The following is a 16,070-nucleotide window of genomic DNA, read 5'->3' as shown; positions in this document are numbered from 1 at the left end:
TACCAGTTAAGGTAGGTCTTTTTGGCGGTTTGAAAGTTAATAGAGGGGGTGTCTCTATCAACACCCCCACCTTGATTAATTTGTTTCTTGAATGAGATGACTCATATCATAAAGACCTTCTTTTCTACCATGCATAAATTTAGCAGCTCGAACTGCACCAACTGCAAAAACTTCTTTTGATAATGCGTTGTGTTTTAATTCAATAATTTCATCTTGACCTGCAAATAGGATGCTATGTTCACCTACAATAGTTCCGCCACGCATAGCATGAATACCAATCTCATTTTTATGACGCTTTTCTCTTTCACCCGAACGATCAAATTTATATTCATATGAAAAGTCCAAGGTCTCATTAATGGAGTGGGCGATAGCTAGGGCAGTTCCACTAGGAGCATCAACTTTTTGATTATGATGTTTCTCAATAATTTCTATATCAAAATTAGAGCCAGTTAAAACTTTTGCAGCCTGTTTAGCTAGACCGATAAGTAAGTTCACTCCGATTGACATATTAGCAGAAAAGAATACTGGGGCAGTCTGGCTGATTTGATAAACTCGGTCCATCTGCTCTTTTGATAAACCTGTCGTACAAAGTATGAGTGGGACTTTGGTTGCCTCAACATAATCTAATAAAGAATCAACAGCTACTGCGATGGAGAAATCAATAATTACATCTGCATCTACAGTACAGTTCTCCAAAGAATCAAATACTGGGTAAGAAAGTGCAGTATTTGTATTTAAATCAATTCCAGCTACGATTTCTGTTTCAGAGTCATTAGCAGCAACTTGGGATATCACTTGCCCCATTTTACCATTACAACCATGCATAATAATTTTTGTCATAAGTAAATCTCCTCGTGATTAAAATTTTAGTCCATAATCCTGCATAGCGCCCATGAGTTTGTCACGGTTGCTATCATCCATAGATGTTAAAGGTAGACGGCAAGGACCAGCTTCCATACCTAATATATTCATTGCTTCTTTAACTGGTATTGGATTAACTTCACTGAATAATGCTTTGTTTAAAGGCATCATATCCAACTGCATCTTTCTACTACCTGCTAGATCGCCATCCATGAATTTCTGTACAAGGTCATGAAGATCTCTTGGAACAATATTAGCTGCTACAGATATAACACCTTTTCCACCTATAGACATTAAAGGTACCACTTGATCATCATTACCAGAGTAAAGATCAAGTTTGTCACCACATAATGCCATCATTTCAGTAATAGTAGAAATATTACCACTGGCTTCCTTAACAGCTATGATATTTTCAATTTCAGCAAGTTGAGCTGCAGTAGTAGGTTCAATAGCAATGCCTGTACGACTAGGTACATTATATAAGACAATAGGAATCTTTACATTATTTGCGATATAGGCATAATGCTCATACAGACCTTTTTGTGTGGTTTTATTATAATAAGGTGTTACGATTAAAGCGGCATCTGCTCCTACTTCCTCCGCTTTCCTTGTTAAATGCAAAGCATGTTCTGTGTAGTTAGAACCAGTACCTGCTATAACTGGAACACGTTTATTAACTTTCTCTACAGTAAATCGAATACACTCTAATTGCTCTTCGTCTGTCATTGTAGATGCTTCACCAGTAGTACCACAAATAACAATGCAATCCGTATGATTGCTGATATGAAATTCAATTAATTTCTCTAACACTTCATAATTAACCCCTGTTTCTGTAAAAGGTGTTACAATTGCTACACCTGATCCTGTAAATAATGACATTCCATTAACCTCCTAATATTATTAAAAGTCAAAAATAAGCTTTTATTTCATTTCTTCTATTAGTTTTTCAGCGATTTGAATCGTATTTGTAGCGGCTCCTTTTCTAATATTATCAGCAACCACCCATAAGTTGACACCATTTTTAACACTTTCATCACGTCTGATACGACCTACAAAAGTCTCATCACGTCCAGATGCGGTTTCAACTAATGGGTAGATAGCCTTCCCAACTTCATCTTCAACAACAACACCTGGAGCATTAATCAAAGCTTCTTTTAATTCTTTTAGATCAAATGGTTTCTCAAATTCTAAATTGATGGCTTCACTATGACCATTAAAGACAGGAACTCGAACACATGTCGCTGTAATTGGTAGGTCTGTTTCATGAAGAATTTTGCGAGTCTCATGGACCATTTTCATCTCTTCTTTAGTATAACCGTTATCCATAAATACATCAATATGAGGTAAACAGTTAAAAGCTATTGGATGCTGGAACTTTTCAGGTACAAATTCTTCATTGTTTACATGTGCTTTCATACCTTCTTCTAAGTCTCTCCAACCAGCTACACCTGCACCAGAAACGGCTTGGTATGTAGAATAAACGACTCTTTTAATCTTAAATAAGTCATGTAGTGGCTTAAGAACCACCATAGCTTGAATAGTAGAGCAGTTTGGATTGGCGATGATACCATTGTGTCTGAAAATATCTTCAGGATTAACTTCTGGTACTACAAGAGGGATGTCTTCAACCATACGCCATGCAGACGAGTTATCGACTACAACGCATCCTTTTGAAGCTGCGATAGGAGCAAATTTCTTGCTAGTACTACCACCTGCTGAAAATAATGCGATATCAATTCCTCGGTCAAAGGATGTTTCAGTTAATTCCTCTACAGTATATTCATGGTCTTTAAACGTTATAGTATTTCCTGCGGACCTGGAAGATGCAAATAGATATAAATTTTTTATCGGTAAATTTCTTTCTTCTAAAATCTTAAGAAATGTTCTACCTACCATGCCTGTTGCTCCAACAATAGCTAGATTGATTTGTTTCATATGATCCCAACTTTCTACGTTATGTGTTTTTCTCTAATATTCATTCTAGTTGATATAAGTTGAATGACTTATATTCAATGTACATTTTATGAATATGCCAGGGGTATAGATGAAATTTCTTAAGTGTATTCCGCTGATTCTATTATAACAGAAAACATTAAGAGTGATAACCACTTTACATGTGAAGCAGGAAAGCATGATACCTTGATAGCAGAACTCAAACTTCCCTAGTACACAAAAAAACCAGCTACAGAGCTGGCCCATAAATATAGAAATACTATTCAAGTTCATCTATATTGGGTAGCACTCCATCATAAGTGATGACAGTCATACGACTATTAATCATATGCCCAGAGTTGGATGTACAGACATCTTTCCCTTCGGCATTTCACCCTTTCACTCATCCTCAACTATGTCTGTACATATCAGATAGGTTACTCATGAAAAATGCGCCTCTACCATATTTTTATGAAATTAGTTGAGCATATGATACCATTATCTAGAGGTGATGTCAATAATATTTTAAATAATCAAAATGGTTGAGGGTTATTCTATTGACTAAAACTTACATAGAATTAGTTATTGATTATTTCTTAAAATCCATGTAATATATAAGGGAAAAAGTTAATTTAGTAAAAGTGATGAGTTAATTTATTAAAATATCATAAAATATGTAAAATGTGCTGAAAATTGAATGTCAATTAGTTATGATGAGCCATTTCTTCATTGAGAATAATGTGTGGTAGCGTTATAAGCGGGTTGAAGATCATCATACTAAATGAGTATAAATATATAAATTATGTAGAGGAGTTATGATGTGATAAAATCAAGGATGAGTAAACTTAGCAAACAATTTTTAAGAGATAAAGTATCCAAAGTAGCAAGTTATATGGAAATCTTCTTATCTGTACTTATTTTGCTTGGTATTTTATTTGCTTCTTTTACCGTAGTACAACAGCTTAAAGATTTAACGTTCCAATTTACAAATGGGGGGACCATAGAGTTTCAAAGTTTCTTGACTCATGCTATTGAAATAATTATTGGTATTGAGTTTGTAAAAATGCTTGTCAAGCATACACCTGGTAGTGCTATTGATGTATTATTATTTGCCATAGCTCGTAAGCTGATTATATCAGAGTCAAATATGCTAGACTTTTTAATTGGCGTCGTTGCTATCGCAATTTTGTTTGGGGTAAAGAAGTACTTAACCAGCCTAGACAATAATAATACTGAAGATGAGATTATACTCAATGGAGGGACAACCATTGATGATGCCAATCAATTAGCACACCTTCACTTGAGAAATGATATGGGAAATACTTTAGCTGGTATACTAGCCAATATGGCAAAAGCTGATAATATTACTATTCAACCTGGGTACGAGTTACAAATTGATAATTATCTTCTTGAAGTATATTCAATGGATAGTAATTTGATTAAGCAAGTACGCATTAAAAGAGTCATCTAAACTTCCTATAATTAGGAAGTTTTTTGTCTATTAAGGTATGAAGTAAAAGAATATGTTAACAATAAAGTATGTAAATAAGCGTGATGGGGGTGCTATATGAAAAAAGAAGTATGGGATTTAATTGATCAAACTCGGGTTATTGATAAGAAGATTGATAAGTATTATGAAGGTTACTTAAAAGAGCTTATTGAAGAAAATAAGGGTATTGAAGAAGGTGTTTCTTACCTAGTTATGCCTTTAGGATTGCATTATGAAATATCTGCTATTACATTAGGTTTGACAAAACCGGGACATATACTCTTTTTATACACGAAAGAATCAAAGGAAACACTAGAACGAATAATTGAACTATTAGAGATTGAAAAAAACAAATTTGAAGCATATATTGTTGATGATGCTGATCCTTTAGACGCGTATAATATCATCAACAATGCATTTATGGAGTGGGAAAAACCGAAGAGTGTTTATATTGATATAACAGGTGGAACTAAAGCGATGAGTGTGGCTACTGCTCTTGCTGGAGTCAATATTGATGCGAAATTCTTATACTTAACAGCTGAGAACTTTATAAGGGTTATTAACCGACCGGAAATGGGAACAGAACACTTGAAGATTCTTGATAATCCGATTAAACTTTATGGTGACTTCGATGCAAATATTGCTCTTGAACATATGGAAGCTTATGATTATGTCAGTTCATCAGAAATCTTCAAACAGCTTATGAATAGTGCTTTAGATATTGAACGACGTAATTACTATCGTATTTTATTTTTACTTGCAGCAGGTTATGAGCATTGGGATAATTTAGAGTTTCAGGAGGCTTATAAGTGTTTTGATAGGATGATTGATTCAATTAATAAGGTTGAGAAACAGTATGGACAGTGTGTTTTAGCTGATAGGGTAGATGATTTAAAGTTACAAAGAGGTATCTTGAAGAACTTAGGTTTTGAATTTGAAAACACAGTTAATTACGATATAGTTCAAGATTTAGATAGTATACTAGCCTTAATCATGACCATTTACAGATCAGCTTATCGAAGAAAAGAACAAGAAAAATACGATATGGCTGTTCTCTTGTTATATCGACTAGTAGAAATCATTGGACAAAGGCGACTTGCGGTTAACGGTATTAATTACGAAGACCCTAATTTTTTTAATAAGTTAGGTGAGAGAGATTATGTTGATTTTAAGCTTAGGTTTAACAAGTTAAAAAATAGAGTATTTAATGATCACAGAACATATAAACCTCCTAGACGTAATATTACATTAATGGATGGGTATATCATACTAGGAACGATCAATGATGCTTTGTTTAGAGAGAAGGATAAAGAAGGCTATATCCAAGAATTATATAATTTTTGTAAGATTAGAAATCAAAGTATATTTGCTCATGGCTTTAAGGTCATAGGCAAAGAACACTATGACGAGTTTGAAGAATTCGTTGAAAATTTATTAAAAGAATTTGCAAGACATGAAAACATTGATCTTCATGCTTATGAAAGTAAAGTGAAATTTATTAATCCTGAAAATACGAAATATATCAAGTAATAGAGTGAAGTACCAAGATATAGGTAGCTAAGTCTTCTGACAAGCTTAATCAATTAGCAAGAAAGCTTAACGAGGAAATAACTATTTTAAAATATAATGATGTAATCGATAAATTTAGATTCAGGCACAGGAGCAAAAGGTTTGGGATTGTGCCTGATTTTTCATTGCAAATTTTTGAGGAGTAACATCATTCTCCTTGACAAACCAAAGAGGTTGTGATAAAAGTTAGAAGGTAGGATATAATTTCCATTGGTATAATAGTTTTATTAATCTTCTTTTATATTCATAAGTAGTTTCATATATTTTTACATACAATATATAGCGTAATAATTGGACTTATTTAAATACTATATATTATATGAGGTAGTTAATGTAGGAACTTTCTATAGTTGATTTTATTATAAAATGGATAAAACATATCTTATAAAAATATGAATATTTATTTTGAAAGGTGATGCTAATGAGTTACCATAATAAATCGATTAAACAAGTTTTAGCCGATGAAGGTACCAATGCTACACAGGGATTAGATTCGAATGAAGTCAAGAAGCGGATTGATAAGTATGGTGAGAATAAATTAGAAGAGAAAGACGGTAAAACACTGAAAGATATGATTATCGATCAGTTTAAAGATGTCTTAATCATCATTTTAATTGTTGCAGCTATTATTTCTATAGTTCTAGGAGAAATTATAGATGGAACCTTTATTATCGCAATCGTAATATTGAATGCTGTCTTAGGTGTGGTTCAAGAGAATAAAGCCAGCAATGCATTAAAAGCTCTTAAAGAGATGGCAGCTCCCGCTGCTAAAGTAATAAGAAACAGCAAGTTGGAAAAAATAGCGTCATCTGAACTTGTTCCAGGAGATGTGGTTATATTAGAGGCTGGTGATTATGTACCAGCAGATATTCGCCTAATTGAAAGTGTTAATTTAAAAATAGAAGAAGCTGCTTTAACAGGAGAATCAGTACCTGTTGAAAAGGAAGCAGATGCCCTTGTCGATACAGATGCCCCTTTAGGTGATCGTGAGAACATGGCATTCATGAGTACAATCGTAACCTATGGACGTGGAAAAGGTGTTGTCACATCGACAGGTATGAAAACAGAAATAGGTAATATTGCAAACATGTTGAATGAAGTAGAAGAAGTAGCAACGCCACTTCAAAAAAAGTTAACACAATTTGGTAAAGTACTTGGTGTTGTTTGTCTTGCAGTCTGTGCCATTATATTTGTTTTAGGTATATTAAGAGATGAACCTTTATTAGAAATCTTTATGACATCTGTTAGTTTAGCTGTTGCAGCTATTCCAGAAGGTTTGCCGGCTGTTGTAACTGTCGTCCTAGCCTTAGGTATGCAGAGGATGGTAAAACGTGATGCCATCGTTAAGAAGCTTGCAGCTGTAGAAACTTTAGGGAGTACGACTGTTATCTGTACAGACAAAACAGGGACTTTAACACAAAATAAAATGGTTGTTACAAAGCTTTTTGATGGCAATCATATATGGGATGTAAGTGGTGTGGGTTATTCTACTGTCGGTCAAATTGTTTGTGAAAAGGGTGAATGTACTTCTGATTCACTAGAGAGAATTATGCAGGTATCTGTATTATGTAATGATGCTAAAATTGTTAAAGAGAAAGAAGATATCATAGGTGATCCAACCGAAGGTGCCCTAGTTGTGTTAGGAGCTAAAGGGGGTTATCCTCAAGAAGAGCTCAATAAAAGCTATCCACGTATTGATGAGTTTCCTTTTGACTCTGAACGTAAACTTATGTCAACGATTCATCAAAGAAAAGACGATCGTGTCATGTATACCAAAGGAGCACCTGATGTTATTTTAAGTAGATGTACAAAAATCAATATTAACGGCGAAATTCAAACCTTAACTGAGGAGCATATTAATCGAATTAAAGAAATTAATGATCAATTTGCTAATAATGCATTAAGAGTTTTAGGCTTTGCATATAAAGTGGTGACAGAAGGTGTAGATATTACTCAAGAGGAAAAGGATCTTGTATTTCTAGGGTTAACGGGTATGATGGATCCGCCAAGAGAAGAAGCACGTGAAGCAGTAAAACTTTGTAAACGTGCAGGCATTCGTGTTGTCATGATTACAGGTGACCATAAAACTACTGCAAGTGCAATTGCAAAAGACTTAGGTATTATTGATGGGCAATCAGAAGCTATGAGTGGTTCTGAAATTAATGGTTATTCTGATGAGGAATTCAAAGAAAAAGTTAAGCATGTCAGTGTGTTTGCAAGGGTTTCTCCAGAGCATAAAGTTAAAATTGTTAAAGCCATTAAGTCTAACGGCGATATTGCAGCTATGACTGGTGATGGTGTAAATGATGCCCCAGCACTGAAGCAAGCTGATATAGGTGTTGCTATGGGTATTACAGGAACGGATGTTGCTAAAGAGGCAGCAGACATGGTATTAACGGATGATAACTTTGCTAGTATTGTAGATGCGGTAGAAGAAGGCAGGGTTATATTTAGTAATATCCGTAAGTTTGTAGGATTTCTATTGTCCTGTAACTTTGGTGAACTGTTATTGATATTCGTAGCTATGTTAATTAACTGGGGTTCTCCATTAGTAGCTATTCAAATACTTTGGATTAACCTGGTTACTGATTCTTTCCCAGCTTTTGCATTGGGACTGGAAGCTAAAGAAGATGGTATTATGGATGAAAAACCTCGTGATCCTAATGCACCGATTACAGATAGAGATATGCTTATTGCTATAGGTTTTCAATCAGTCGCCTTAGCTGTAGCAGGTTTAGCTTCATTTTGGTTAGGTTCACAGCACGGTGGCGTTGTGGCAGGTCAAACCTATTGCTTCATTACGGTAATTATAGGTGAATTGTTAAGAGCTTATTCAGCGCGATCTGAAGAGAAATTCCTTATTAAAATGAAAGTTTTTGGTAATAAATACTTGAATTACTCCGTGTTACTAGCACTTGTATTATTATTTGTTGTCGTTTATGTACCATTTTTACAACCAATCTTTAGCACGACATTTGTACCACTAGCCGATTTAGGTATTATTATAGCAATGGCATTAATACCATTAGCAGCTGGTGAGTTATCTAAAATCTTAAAAAAAGCCAACTAAAAACCCTTTGAATTACCTATGATGTCCATTCGTCATAGGTAAATTTTTTGCTAAGATTTGTTAAAAAGCGGGTTTTTTTAACAAATTGTTAACCAATCCATTGACTTTAGGCGACAAATATTATAAAATTTTGACTGGTAGCATATATGTTCAATACATAAACGCGTTCATGAATAATTAGTATACTGAAAGGGTGTGTTATCATTTTAACAGACTTTAGGAATACTAATGAAGGGAGTGCGTGTATATTAAACAGAAGAAAAGTAAAATCAAAAAGAGTAAAAAGGGTAACATGAGTGTAAAGTTTAAACTTGTTTCAATGTTTGTAGTAGCAATTCTTGTCCCCATTATGATACTTGGAATTACTGCTACAAGTATTTCGGAGGGTATGCTACAGAATACCTTCAAAACCACTAGCGAAGAGATAAATAGAGAGATTGCCAGTATCTTCGATGAGCATTTAAATGGCTACGAATTAATGATTGCCACATTAAGTGAAAGTAGCTTTTTAAAGAATTTCAATGAAGATAATGAAGCAATTATGAATGAATTTTTCTCTTCATACATAGCAACAAATGAAGATGTATTACATATTTATTTTGCAACAGAAAAGAAAGAGTTGTTTTTCATATCCCAGGGTGAGGTGGATATCCCTAGTGATTTTGATCCTACTGTTAGACCTTGGTATGTGGAGACAGTAGAAAAAGACCAACTTATTTGGACAGGACCATCCATCGATAGTGGAACTGGAGAGATGGTATTAGAGGTAACGAGTCCTGTTAAAGATAAGAATGGTCGCTTGCTAGGGGTGGTAGGATCAACAGTAGCCATATCATCCATTACAGAGTACATCGATACTATCCAATTCGGTAAAACAGGTTATGCTTTCATTGTTGCTGATGATGGTACAATCGTTGTACATCGTAATCAAGACTTAGTTGGTCAGAATTTTAGTGACCTTAATCAAGATCTTTATACAGCTATTATCAACAATGAATCCATGCAAGATTACGTTAAAGTTGAATCGGATGGTAAAAAAGAAGATAAACTTGCTATGTTTCAAGATCTAGAGAGTATAGAGTGGAAAGTCGTCGGTACTATTTATATGGCAGATATCTATAGTACGATTAATATACTCAGAATATTAACAATTGGTATTGCTCTGATTACTTGCATAGTTGGTGTCATAATATCCTACCGTTTTTCAAGAAAACTAACAAAAGCTATTAGAGCTCTTGATGATGGTATGTTACGACTAAAGGAGGGGGACTTTAAGGCTGAACTTCTTATTAAGAGACAAGACGAATTAGGTTCTCTTGGTAAAAGCTTTAATGCTATGGCGACTCAGGTAAGAAACCTCATCGCCCAGGTAACAGAGGTATCGGATTATGTTAATGAATCTGCTGAAGGTTTAGCATCCATATCCGAAGAGACCTTAGCTACATCTCAAGAAATTGCTGAAGCTGTTGAAGAGATTGCAAAAGGTGCAACTCATCAAGCTTCAGAGACGGAAACAGGTGTTAGATTGGTAAGTGATTTGGATGGGAAACTGAACCAACTAAGTAATAATTCTGAAGTTATGAAGACTAAAGCTTTATCAGTTGTGAATGCTAACGACATAGGTATGAAAAAAATGACAGAGTTAAAGGCTAAGAACGAGGAAAATACTTTTGCCAACGCGGAAGTCGAAGCTGTTATACTTAGTTTAGCAGATAAAACTGAAAAAATAAGTACTATGCTTCAATCCATTAAATCCATTGCAGGACAGACTAATCTTTTAGCTTTAAATGCATCCATTGAAGCGGCTAGAGCAGGAGAAGCTGGTAGAGGTTTTGCAGTGGTTGCCGAAGAGATTCGAAAACTTGCCGAAGATTCCAATGAAGCTGCCGATCATATTTCACAAATAGTAAGTGCTATCCAAACTGAAAGTGGTAATTCAGTTGCCATTATTACAGAAGTTAAATACATCATGGAAGATCAAACAGCAGCTGTGGCAGATGTCTATAATGCCCTCAGTACCATAACAGAAGCTATCAATGATATTAGTGCATCCATTGATCATGTTAGTGAAGACGTTGGTCACATTAATAATCAAAAGATAGAGATTGTTTATGCTATAGAAAACATCTCAGCTGTCTCAGAAGAGACTGCTGCATCATCTGAAGAAGTAACCGCTTCCATAACGCAACAAACATCGGCTGTCGAAGAAGTCGCTAAGGCTGCTGATTTACTAAATGACACAGCTAAAAAATTAAGTGAAGAAGTATCAAAATTTGAAATATAGAAAAACAGGGCTCCTTTGAGAGCTCTGTTTTTTAAAACTTAAATAGATGAAGATCATGAATTACATAACCTAAAGCCGTAAAGTGTTCTATGAACTAGCGTTATGGAGCTCCTTTGGTACTTAACTTTTTTTGTCACTAGATATTTTAAGAACTTTATAGGGTTCCTTGACAAAAGAAATTTTCTGATACTATAATGAATTAGATAATAGAACTAATGTGGCTAACGCCACATTAAAACTGGAATAGGTTGGGTGTAAAACAAAGTACTTTCCTATTTCAAATACGAGGTGAAATATGAAGATTTCAACAAAGGGAACATATGGACTCATTGCAATTGTAGATTTAGCACTTCACTCTAATGGAGACTGTATACCTTTATATAGTATAGCCGAAAGACAGAACATTTCAACGAGTTATTTAGAACAAGTTTTTGCAGTACTTCGAAAAGCAGGTTTCGTTAAAAGTATTAAAGGACCTCAAGGTGGCTATATCATTGCTGATAAACTTAATCAAATAACAGTTGGGAATATATTAAAAGCTCTTGAAGGTGATTTATCTATAGTCACCAATTCGAATAAGGAGCCTGATAATCGGAATACTATTGAAGAGTGTATTAGTGAAACAGTTTGGAAAGAAATAAATACGAGTATTAATGAAATAGTAAGTGGTATCACATTACAAGACTTAGTTGATGAATATAGACAAATGCATATTGATGATGCCAATATGTATTATATCTAGAGCGGCATGATCAATACTAATTGGATGATTTAATTTATAATTGAAAAAAATATTCAAATAACTTTGCAAAAAGTATTGACAAGACAGCCGCTTTTAGCATAAACTATAACCAAGTAAACCAATAGGATAACTAAGATATTGAATGGAGGTTTTTATGTATGAGTAAAATAGCTAAGAATTTAACAGACTTAATTGGGAATACACCATTACTTGAGTTAGGCAACTATACTAAAGATCAGGAATTAAAGACAAATGTTATAGCTAAGCTGGAGTATTTTAATCCAGCAGGAAGTGTTAAGGATCGTATTGCAAATGCAATGGTTAAAGATGCAGAAGAAAACGGAAAAATCAACAAAGATACAGTTATTATCGAACCAACAAGTGGTAATACAGGTATTGGATTAGCTTTTGTTGCTGCGTCTAAAGGATATAAACTCATATTAACAATGCCAGATACTATGAGTATTGAAAGAAGAAACTTACTTAAAGCTTTAGGTGCGGAATTAGTTTTAACGCCTGGAGCTCAGGGGATGAAGGGTGCAATTGATAAAGCCCAGGAATTAGCTGATAACACACCTAATTCATTCTTACCACAACAGTTTAATAACCCTGCTAATCCAGAAGTGCACAGAAAAACAACTGCTGAAGAAATTTGGAGAGATACAGATGGTCAAGTGGATATCTTTGTAGCTGGGGTTGGTACAGGTGGTACTATTACAGGTGTTGGTGAAGTATTAAAAGCTAAGAATCCAAACATAAAGATTGTAGCAGTTGAACCCTTTGGATCACCAGTATTATCTGGGGATAAGCCTGGACCACATAAAATTCAAGGTATTGGCGCTGGCTTTATACCACAAATCTTGAATACTGACGTTATTGATGAAATCATTAAAGTAAAAAATGAAGAAGCCTTTGAGTCTTCAAAAAAACTAGCTGAAACTGAAGGTTTATTAGTAGGTATCTCAGCAGGAGCTGCTGTTTTTGCTGCAGCTCAATTGGCTAAAAAAGAAGAGAATGCTGGTAAAACAATTGTTGCTTTATTCCCAGATACAGGGGAAAGGTATTTGTCTACAACTCTCTATGGAGATAAATAAGTTCTTATATAATTGTATTAGGAACGATAATAATGATACGCCCTTGCTAATAAATCTAGTAAGGGCTTTTTCTTTTAAAATTAGACAAACAAGTTAAGATATGCTAAGATTATCTCTAGGCAAAGGAATTATGGGATAGTGATCATGTCTTGTCATAGAGAGGAGTATATCTTATGGCTGAAGTTGTACAGTCTGTGGACCGAGCTCTCGAAATATTAGAGTTATTATCCTGTCATGTGGATGGTCTCGCTATCAAAGAAATTAGTGAAAAATTAGAGCTTCATAAGAGTACAGTTCATCGTCTTTTAGGTACATTAATTTATAAAGGTTATGTTGAACAAAACGAGCTAAATAATCGCTACCTCGTTACACTTAAACTCTTTCAATTAGGTTCAAGAAAAGTAGAAAATACAGATGTCATTGAAACCAGTAAGCCTTATCTTAATCAATTAGCTCAATTCAGCGGAGAAGTGGTTCATCTAGTACTGCGAGATGGGACTGATATCATTTATGTTGATAAGGTTGAGGGGAATCAGACGATTCGTATGCATTCAAAAATTGGTAACCGCAGTCCAATGTATTGTACTGGAGTAGGTAAAGCTATTATGTCTACACTAGAAGAAGACGAAATTAAGATGATTTGGGAGAACAGCGAAATAAAACGTCTCACAGAACATACAATTATTGAATTAGCAGAGATGCATCAAACTATTGAACAGATTAAGTTATCTGGTTATGCTTTAGATAATGAAGAGAATGAATTAGGTGTAAAGTGTGTTGCCGTATCTATTAAAGACTATAGAGGTATAAGTATTGCAGCAATTAGCATATCAGGACCTAAAGAGCGTATGACTAATGAAAAGATTATTACTTATAGTCAAAAGTTGAAGAAAAGTTGTCAAGAAATATCTGAGCGACTTGGATATAACCCAATGTAGTAAAAGAATGTTCAATCTCGATTTCAGGTTTGTACCCTGAGATAAAAAATCACCAAAGCTGGGAGGAAGCTTTGGTGATTTTTTATGGTCGATTATATTTTAAAAGTGTGCATGTGGTTGTCAAGGGTGTAGGTTTCATCTTCTAATGTTAGGATACTTTTATGTGTTATTTTAGCTAAGTCATTATATTGCTTCATTATGGCTTGAACTTCGATGGCTGTACCTGCATGATTCTTTGATAATTCCATTATATGCTTCATTAATTTAGAGACATCGTTTTTCTGAAGGGTAACCCCTCGAATGATCTGATTAGATTGCTCATAATTGACTGTTAGATTATTAATAATCTGATCAATTTCTTGAAAAGTTGAATCAATTTCTTGTACATTCTTTTCTTGTTGAGCAGATGTTTTTCTAAGATGTTCCATTGTTGTTTCGGTATTATTACTTAATATCATTATTTCTGACACAATACCGCTAATATTCTCTGCAGCTTTTGTACACTGAGTAGATAACTTTTGTATTTCTTGAGCTACAACTTTAAATCCATGACCACTATCACCGAAACGAGCTGCTTCAATCGTTGTATTTAATGCAACTAAATTGGTTTCATTAGCAATGTGGCGTATAACATTTAGTATATCTTCAATGGTTTTCATACGATGACCTAATTGATCAACTAGGGATTCCATCTTATTAAAGTAACATTGGTTAAGCTTATGATCCTCTTGAAAAACATGGAGTATTTTTCTATTTTCAATATTAAAATCTTGTACAGAACTATAGAGTTCTCTATCTGTTTCAAACTTACTATGTAATGAATCAATTTCATTACCAATGACATTCATGGCATCAAAACATTTTATTGCATCTTCTTCTTGCACTTGACCACCTGCAACGATTTCATTGAGTTGATTTTCTATAGTGTAAGCAGAATCTAAGCTGGATTTGGACTGTTCATTAACTTGTCTTGAAATACTGATGATCTGCTCTGACACCCCAGTTGACATTTCAATCAATGCCTTTAAATTATTAATCATATCGTTGGTTTTATGTGCAATCTTTCCAATTTCATTCTGTGACTTGATGGAGATCTGTAGGTCGAGTTGACCCTGTGAAACCTTATTGAGTATCTCGAGAATATGGGGTATATCACTTAGAGTATTCTTGAGCGTTAATCGTGAACATAATAATGCTAATACCACAATTGCAATAAACAAACAAAGCAAAATGATAATACTCCATAAAATTTGATCATACATGCTTGTTAAATTATTATAGAGTTCAATGGTCCAACCTAACTCATCAAGGAAGATTTCTGTTTTGTAGAGTGATGGTTTATGATCCCATAATTCGTAAAACTTTTCTGCCTTTTTTCCGATAAAAGAGGCGTCAGGACCATAGATAAGATCTCCCTTTTTATCAATGATAAGTATGGTTATGTCATCATTAATAACTTCTTGGATATATGAATCAAGGAAATCTAATGCCAAATCATATGCTATGATACCTTTAATTTCTCCCTTTTTATCCTCGATAGGGATTCCTATGGTCATGACTAAACCGGTGGTGTTGAAATCTAAGTAAGGTGATAACATAATGACTTCTTTGTCGTTAAAGTTGGTAAGTTGATCATGATTAAAATTTGTGATTGTTAAAGAGTCCTTATTAATTTCACAATTTGTCTCAGTTAATATGAATGACACTTTTTTTATGTCACTATGATTGGCTTGTAATTCACTCATATATAGCTGTAAGTCCTCACACTCAGGTAAAGGGCCGATTTGATTGAGCATTAGGTTCTTTTCCTTAAGTATTGATACTACTGAATGACTGTAGGCTAGGTTCTCAAGACTGACAATATATTTATCAATAAAGTGGTTAATTTCAGCAGATATATACTCCTTTTTATCATCCAGTGATGCATAAGTCTTTTCTTTAATAATCCTTGAATAATAAAAGATTGAAAAGGATGTACATAGGCCTAAACTTATGATTATGATAGCAACTATAAAGACATTAAGTTGTAGAAGTAGACTTTTTTTCATAGACAGAATTCCCCCGTAATCTTTTGTTAAGTACTCAACCAAT

Annotated in this window: 11 protein-coding genes and 1 riboswitch; of the genes, 7 read left to right on the top strand and 4 right to left on the bottom strand. The window is 34.2% G+C overall.

Going from position 1 to position 16,070, the window contains the following annotated elements; all coding sequences use genetic code 11:
- Positions 1-75: 75 nt before the first annotated feature.
- The 3 genes from dapB to C1Y58_RS11605 are packed head-to-tail and all read right to left on the bottom strand — an operon-like array spanning position 76 to position 2,796.
- A complete protein-coding gene (gene dapB / locus C1Y58_RS11615; RefSeq protein WP_105616207.1) occupies positions 76-840 on the bottom strand; it encodes a 4-hydroxy-tetrahydrodipicolinate reductase in 765 nt (254 codons plus the stop codon).
- 18 nt (positions 841-858) lie between these two features.
- Positions 859-1,740 (bottom strand): 4-hydroxy-tetrahydrodipicolinate synthase, encoded by an 882-nt coding sequence (gene dapA, locus C1Y58_RS11610; protein WP_105616206.1) that lies wholly within the window; start codon positions 1,738-1,740, stop codon positions 859-861.
- 42 nt (positions 1,741-1,782) lie between these two features.
- On the bottom strand, positions 1,783-2,796 hold the full coding sequence (locus tag C1Y58_RS11605; protein WP_105616205.1) for an aspartate-semialdehyde dehydrogenase: 1,014 nt from the start codon (positions 2,794-2,796) through the stop codon (positions 1,783-1,785).
- A gap of 293 nt (positions 2,797-3,089) precedes the next feature.
- A riboswitch (Lysine riboswitch) is annotated at positions 3,090-3,262 on the bottom strand.
- A gap of 351 nt (positions 3,263-3,613) precedes the next feature.
- On the opposite strand from C1Y58_RS11605, the gene C1Y58_RS11600 reads away from it, so the two are divergent.
- From C1Y58_RS11600 to C1Y58_RS11570, 7 genes are all read left to right on the top strand, one after another.
- A complete protein-coding gene (locus C1Y58_RS11600) occupies positions 3,614-4,264 on the top strand; it encodes a transporter associated domain-containing protein (protein ID WP_105616204.1) in 651 nt (216 codons plus the stop codon).
- 96 nt (positions 4,265-4,360) lie between these two features.
- The gene (locus C1Y58_RS11595) at positions 4,361-5,812 is read left to right on the top strand and encodes a TIGR02710 family CRISPR-associated CARF protein (RefSeq protein WP_105616203.1); all 1,452 of its coding nucleotides are present in this window, start codon (positions 4,361-4,363) and stop codon (positions 5,810-5,812) included.
- Positions 5,813-6,272: 460 nt separating this feature from the next.
- Positions 6,273-8,921 carry a calcium-translocating P-type ATPase, PMCA-type gene (locus tag C1Y58_RS11590; protein ID WP_105616202.1) on the top strand — a complete coding sequence of 883 codons (2,649 nt, stop codon included), beginning with the start codon at positions 6,273-6,275 and terminating at the stop codon, positions 8,919-8,921.
- Between the two features lie 241 nt (positions 8,922-9,162).
- On the top strand, positions 9,163-11,205 hold the full coding sequence (locus tag C1Y58_RS11585; protein WP_105616201.1) for a methyl-accepting chemotaxis protein: 2,043 nt from the start codon (positions 9,163-9,165) through the stop codon (positions 11,203-11,205).
- Between the two features lie 295 nt (positions 11,206-11,500).
- Positions 11,501-11,947, top strand: a complete 447-nt coding sequence (locus C1Y58_RS11580; protein ID WP_105616200.1) for an RrF2 family transcriptional regulator — start codon at positions 11,501-11,503, stop codon at positions 11,945-11,947.
- Between the two features lie 158 nt (positions 11,948-12,105).
- The gene (gene cysK, locus C1Y58_RS11575; RefSeq protein ID WP_105616199.1) at positions 12,106-13,041 is read left to right on the top strand and encodes a cysteine synthase A; all 936 of its coding nucleotides are present in this window, start codon (positions 12,106-12,108) and stop codon (positions 13,039-13,041) included.
- A 173-nt stretch (positions 13,042-13,214) separates the two neighbouring features.
- The gene (locus C1Y58_RS11570; RefSeq protein ID WP_105616198.1) at positions 13,215-13,979 is read left to right on the top strand and encodes an IclR family transcriptional regulator; all 765 of its coding nucleotides are present in this window, start codon (positions 13,215-13,217) and stop codon (positions 13,977-13,979) included.
- 92 nt (positions 13,980-14,071) lie between these two features.
- Here the strand turns inward: C1Y58_RS11570 and C1Y58_RS11565 are convergent, their stop codons facing one another.
- Positions 14,072-16,027 (bottom strand): methyl-accepting chemotaxis protein, encoded by a 1,956-nt coding sequence (locus C1Y58_RS11565; protein ID WP_105616197.1) that lies wholly within the window; start codon positions 16,025-16,027, stop codon positions 14,072-14,074.
- Positions 16,028-16,070 lie beyond the last annotated feature (43 nt).

Origin of the sequence: Vallitalea okinawensis (assembly GCF_002964605.1) — a bacterium.
GTDB lineage: Bacteria > Bacillota > Clostridia > Lachnospirales > PQDH01 > Vallitalea_A > Vallitalea_A okinawensis.
The sequence above is the reverse complement of the archived record's forward strand: the minus strand, read 5'-3'. Positions and strand labels throughout refer to the sequence as shown.

Excerpts from the sequence above, each read along its gene's own strand:
- dapB (WP_105616207.1), bottom strand. The coding sequence starts at position 840 with ATGACAAAAATTATTATGCATGGTTGTAATGGTAAAATGGGGCAAGTG.
- dapA (WP_105616206.1), bottom strand. The coding sequence starts at position 1,740 with ATGTCATTATTTACAGGATCAGGTGTAGCAATTGTAACACCTTTTACA.
- C1Y58_RS11605 (WP_105616205.1), bottom strand. The coding sequence starts at position 2,796 with ATGAAACAAATCAATCTAGCTATTGTTGGAGCAACAGGCATGGTAGGT.
- C1Y58_RS11595 (WP_105616203.1), top strand. The coding sequence starts at position 4,361 with ATGAAAAAAGAAGTATGGGATTTAATTGATCAAACTCGGGTTATTGAT.
- C1Y58_RS11590 (WP_105616202.1), top strand. The coding sequence starts at position 6,273 with ATGAGTTACCATAATAAATCGATTAAACAAGTTTTAGCCGATGAAGGT.
- C1Y58_RS11580 (WP_105616200.1), top strand. The coding sequence starts at position 11,501 with ATGAAGATTTCAACAAAGGGAACATATGGACTCATTGCAATTGTAGAT.
- cysK (WP_105616199.1), top strand. The coding sequence starts at position 12,106 with ATGAGTAAAATAGCTAAGAATTTAACAGACTTAATTGGGAATACACCA.
- C1Y58_RS11570 (WP_105616198.1), top strand. The coding sequence starts at position 13,215 with ATGGCTGAAGTTGTACAGTCTGTGGACCGAGCTCTCGAAATATTAGAG.
- C1Y58_RS11565 (WP_105616197.1), bottom strand. The coding sequence starts at position 16,027 with ATGAAAAAAAGTCTACTTCTACAACTTAATGTCTTTATAGTTGCTATC.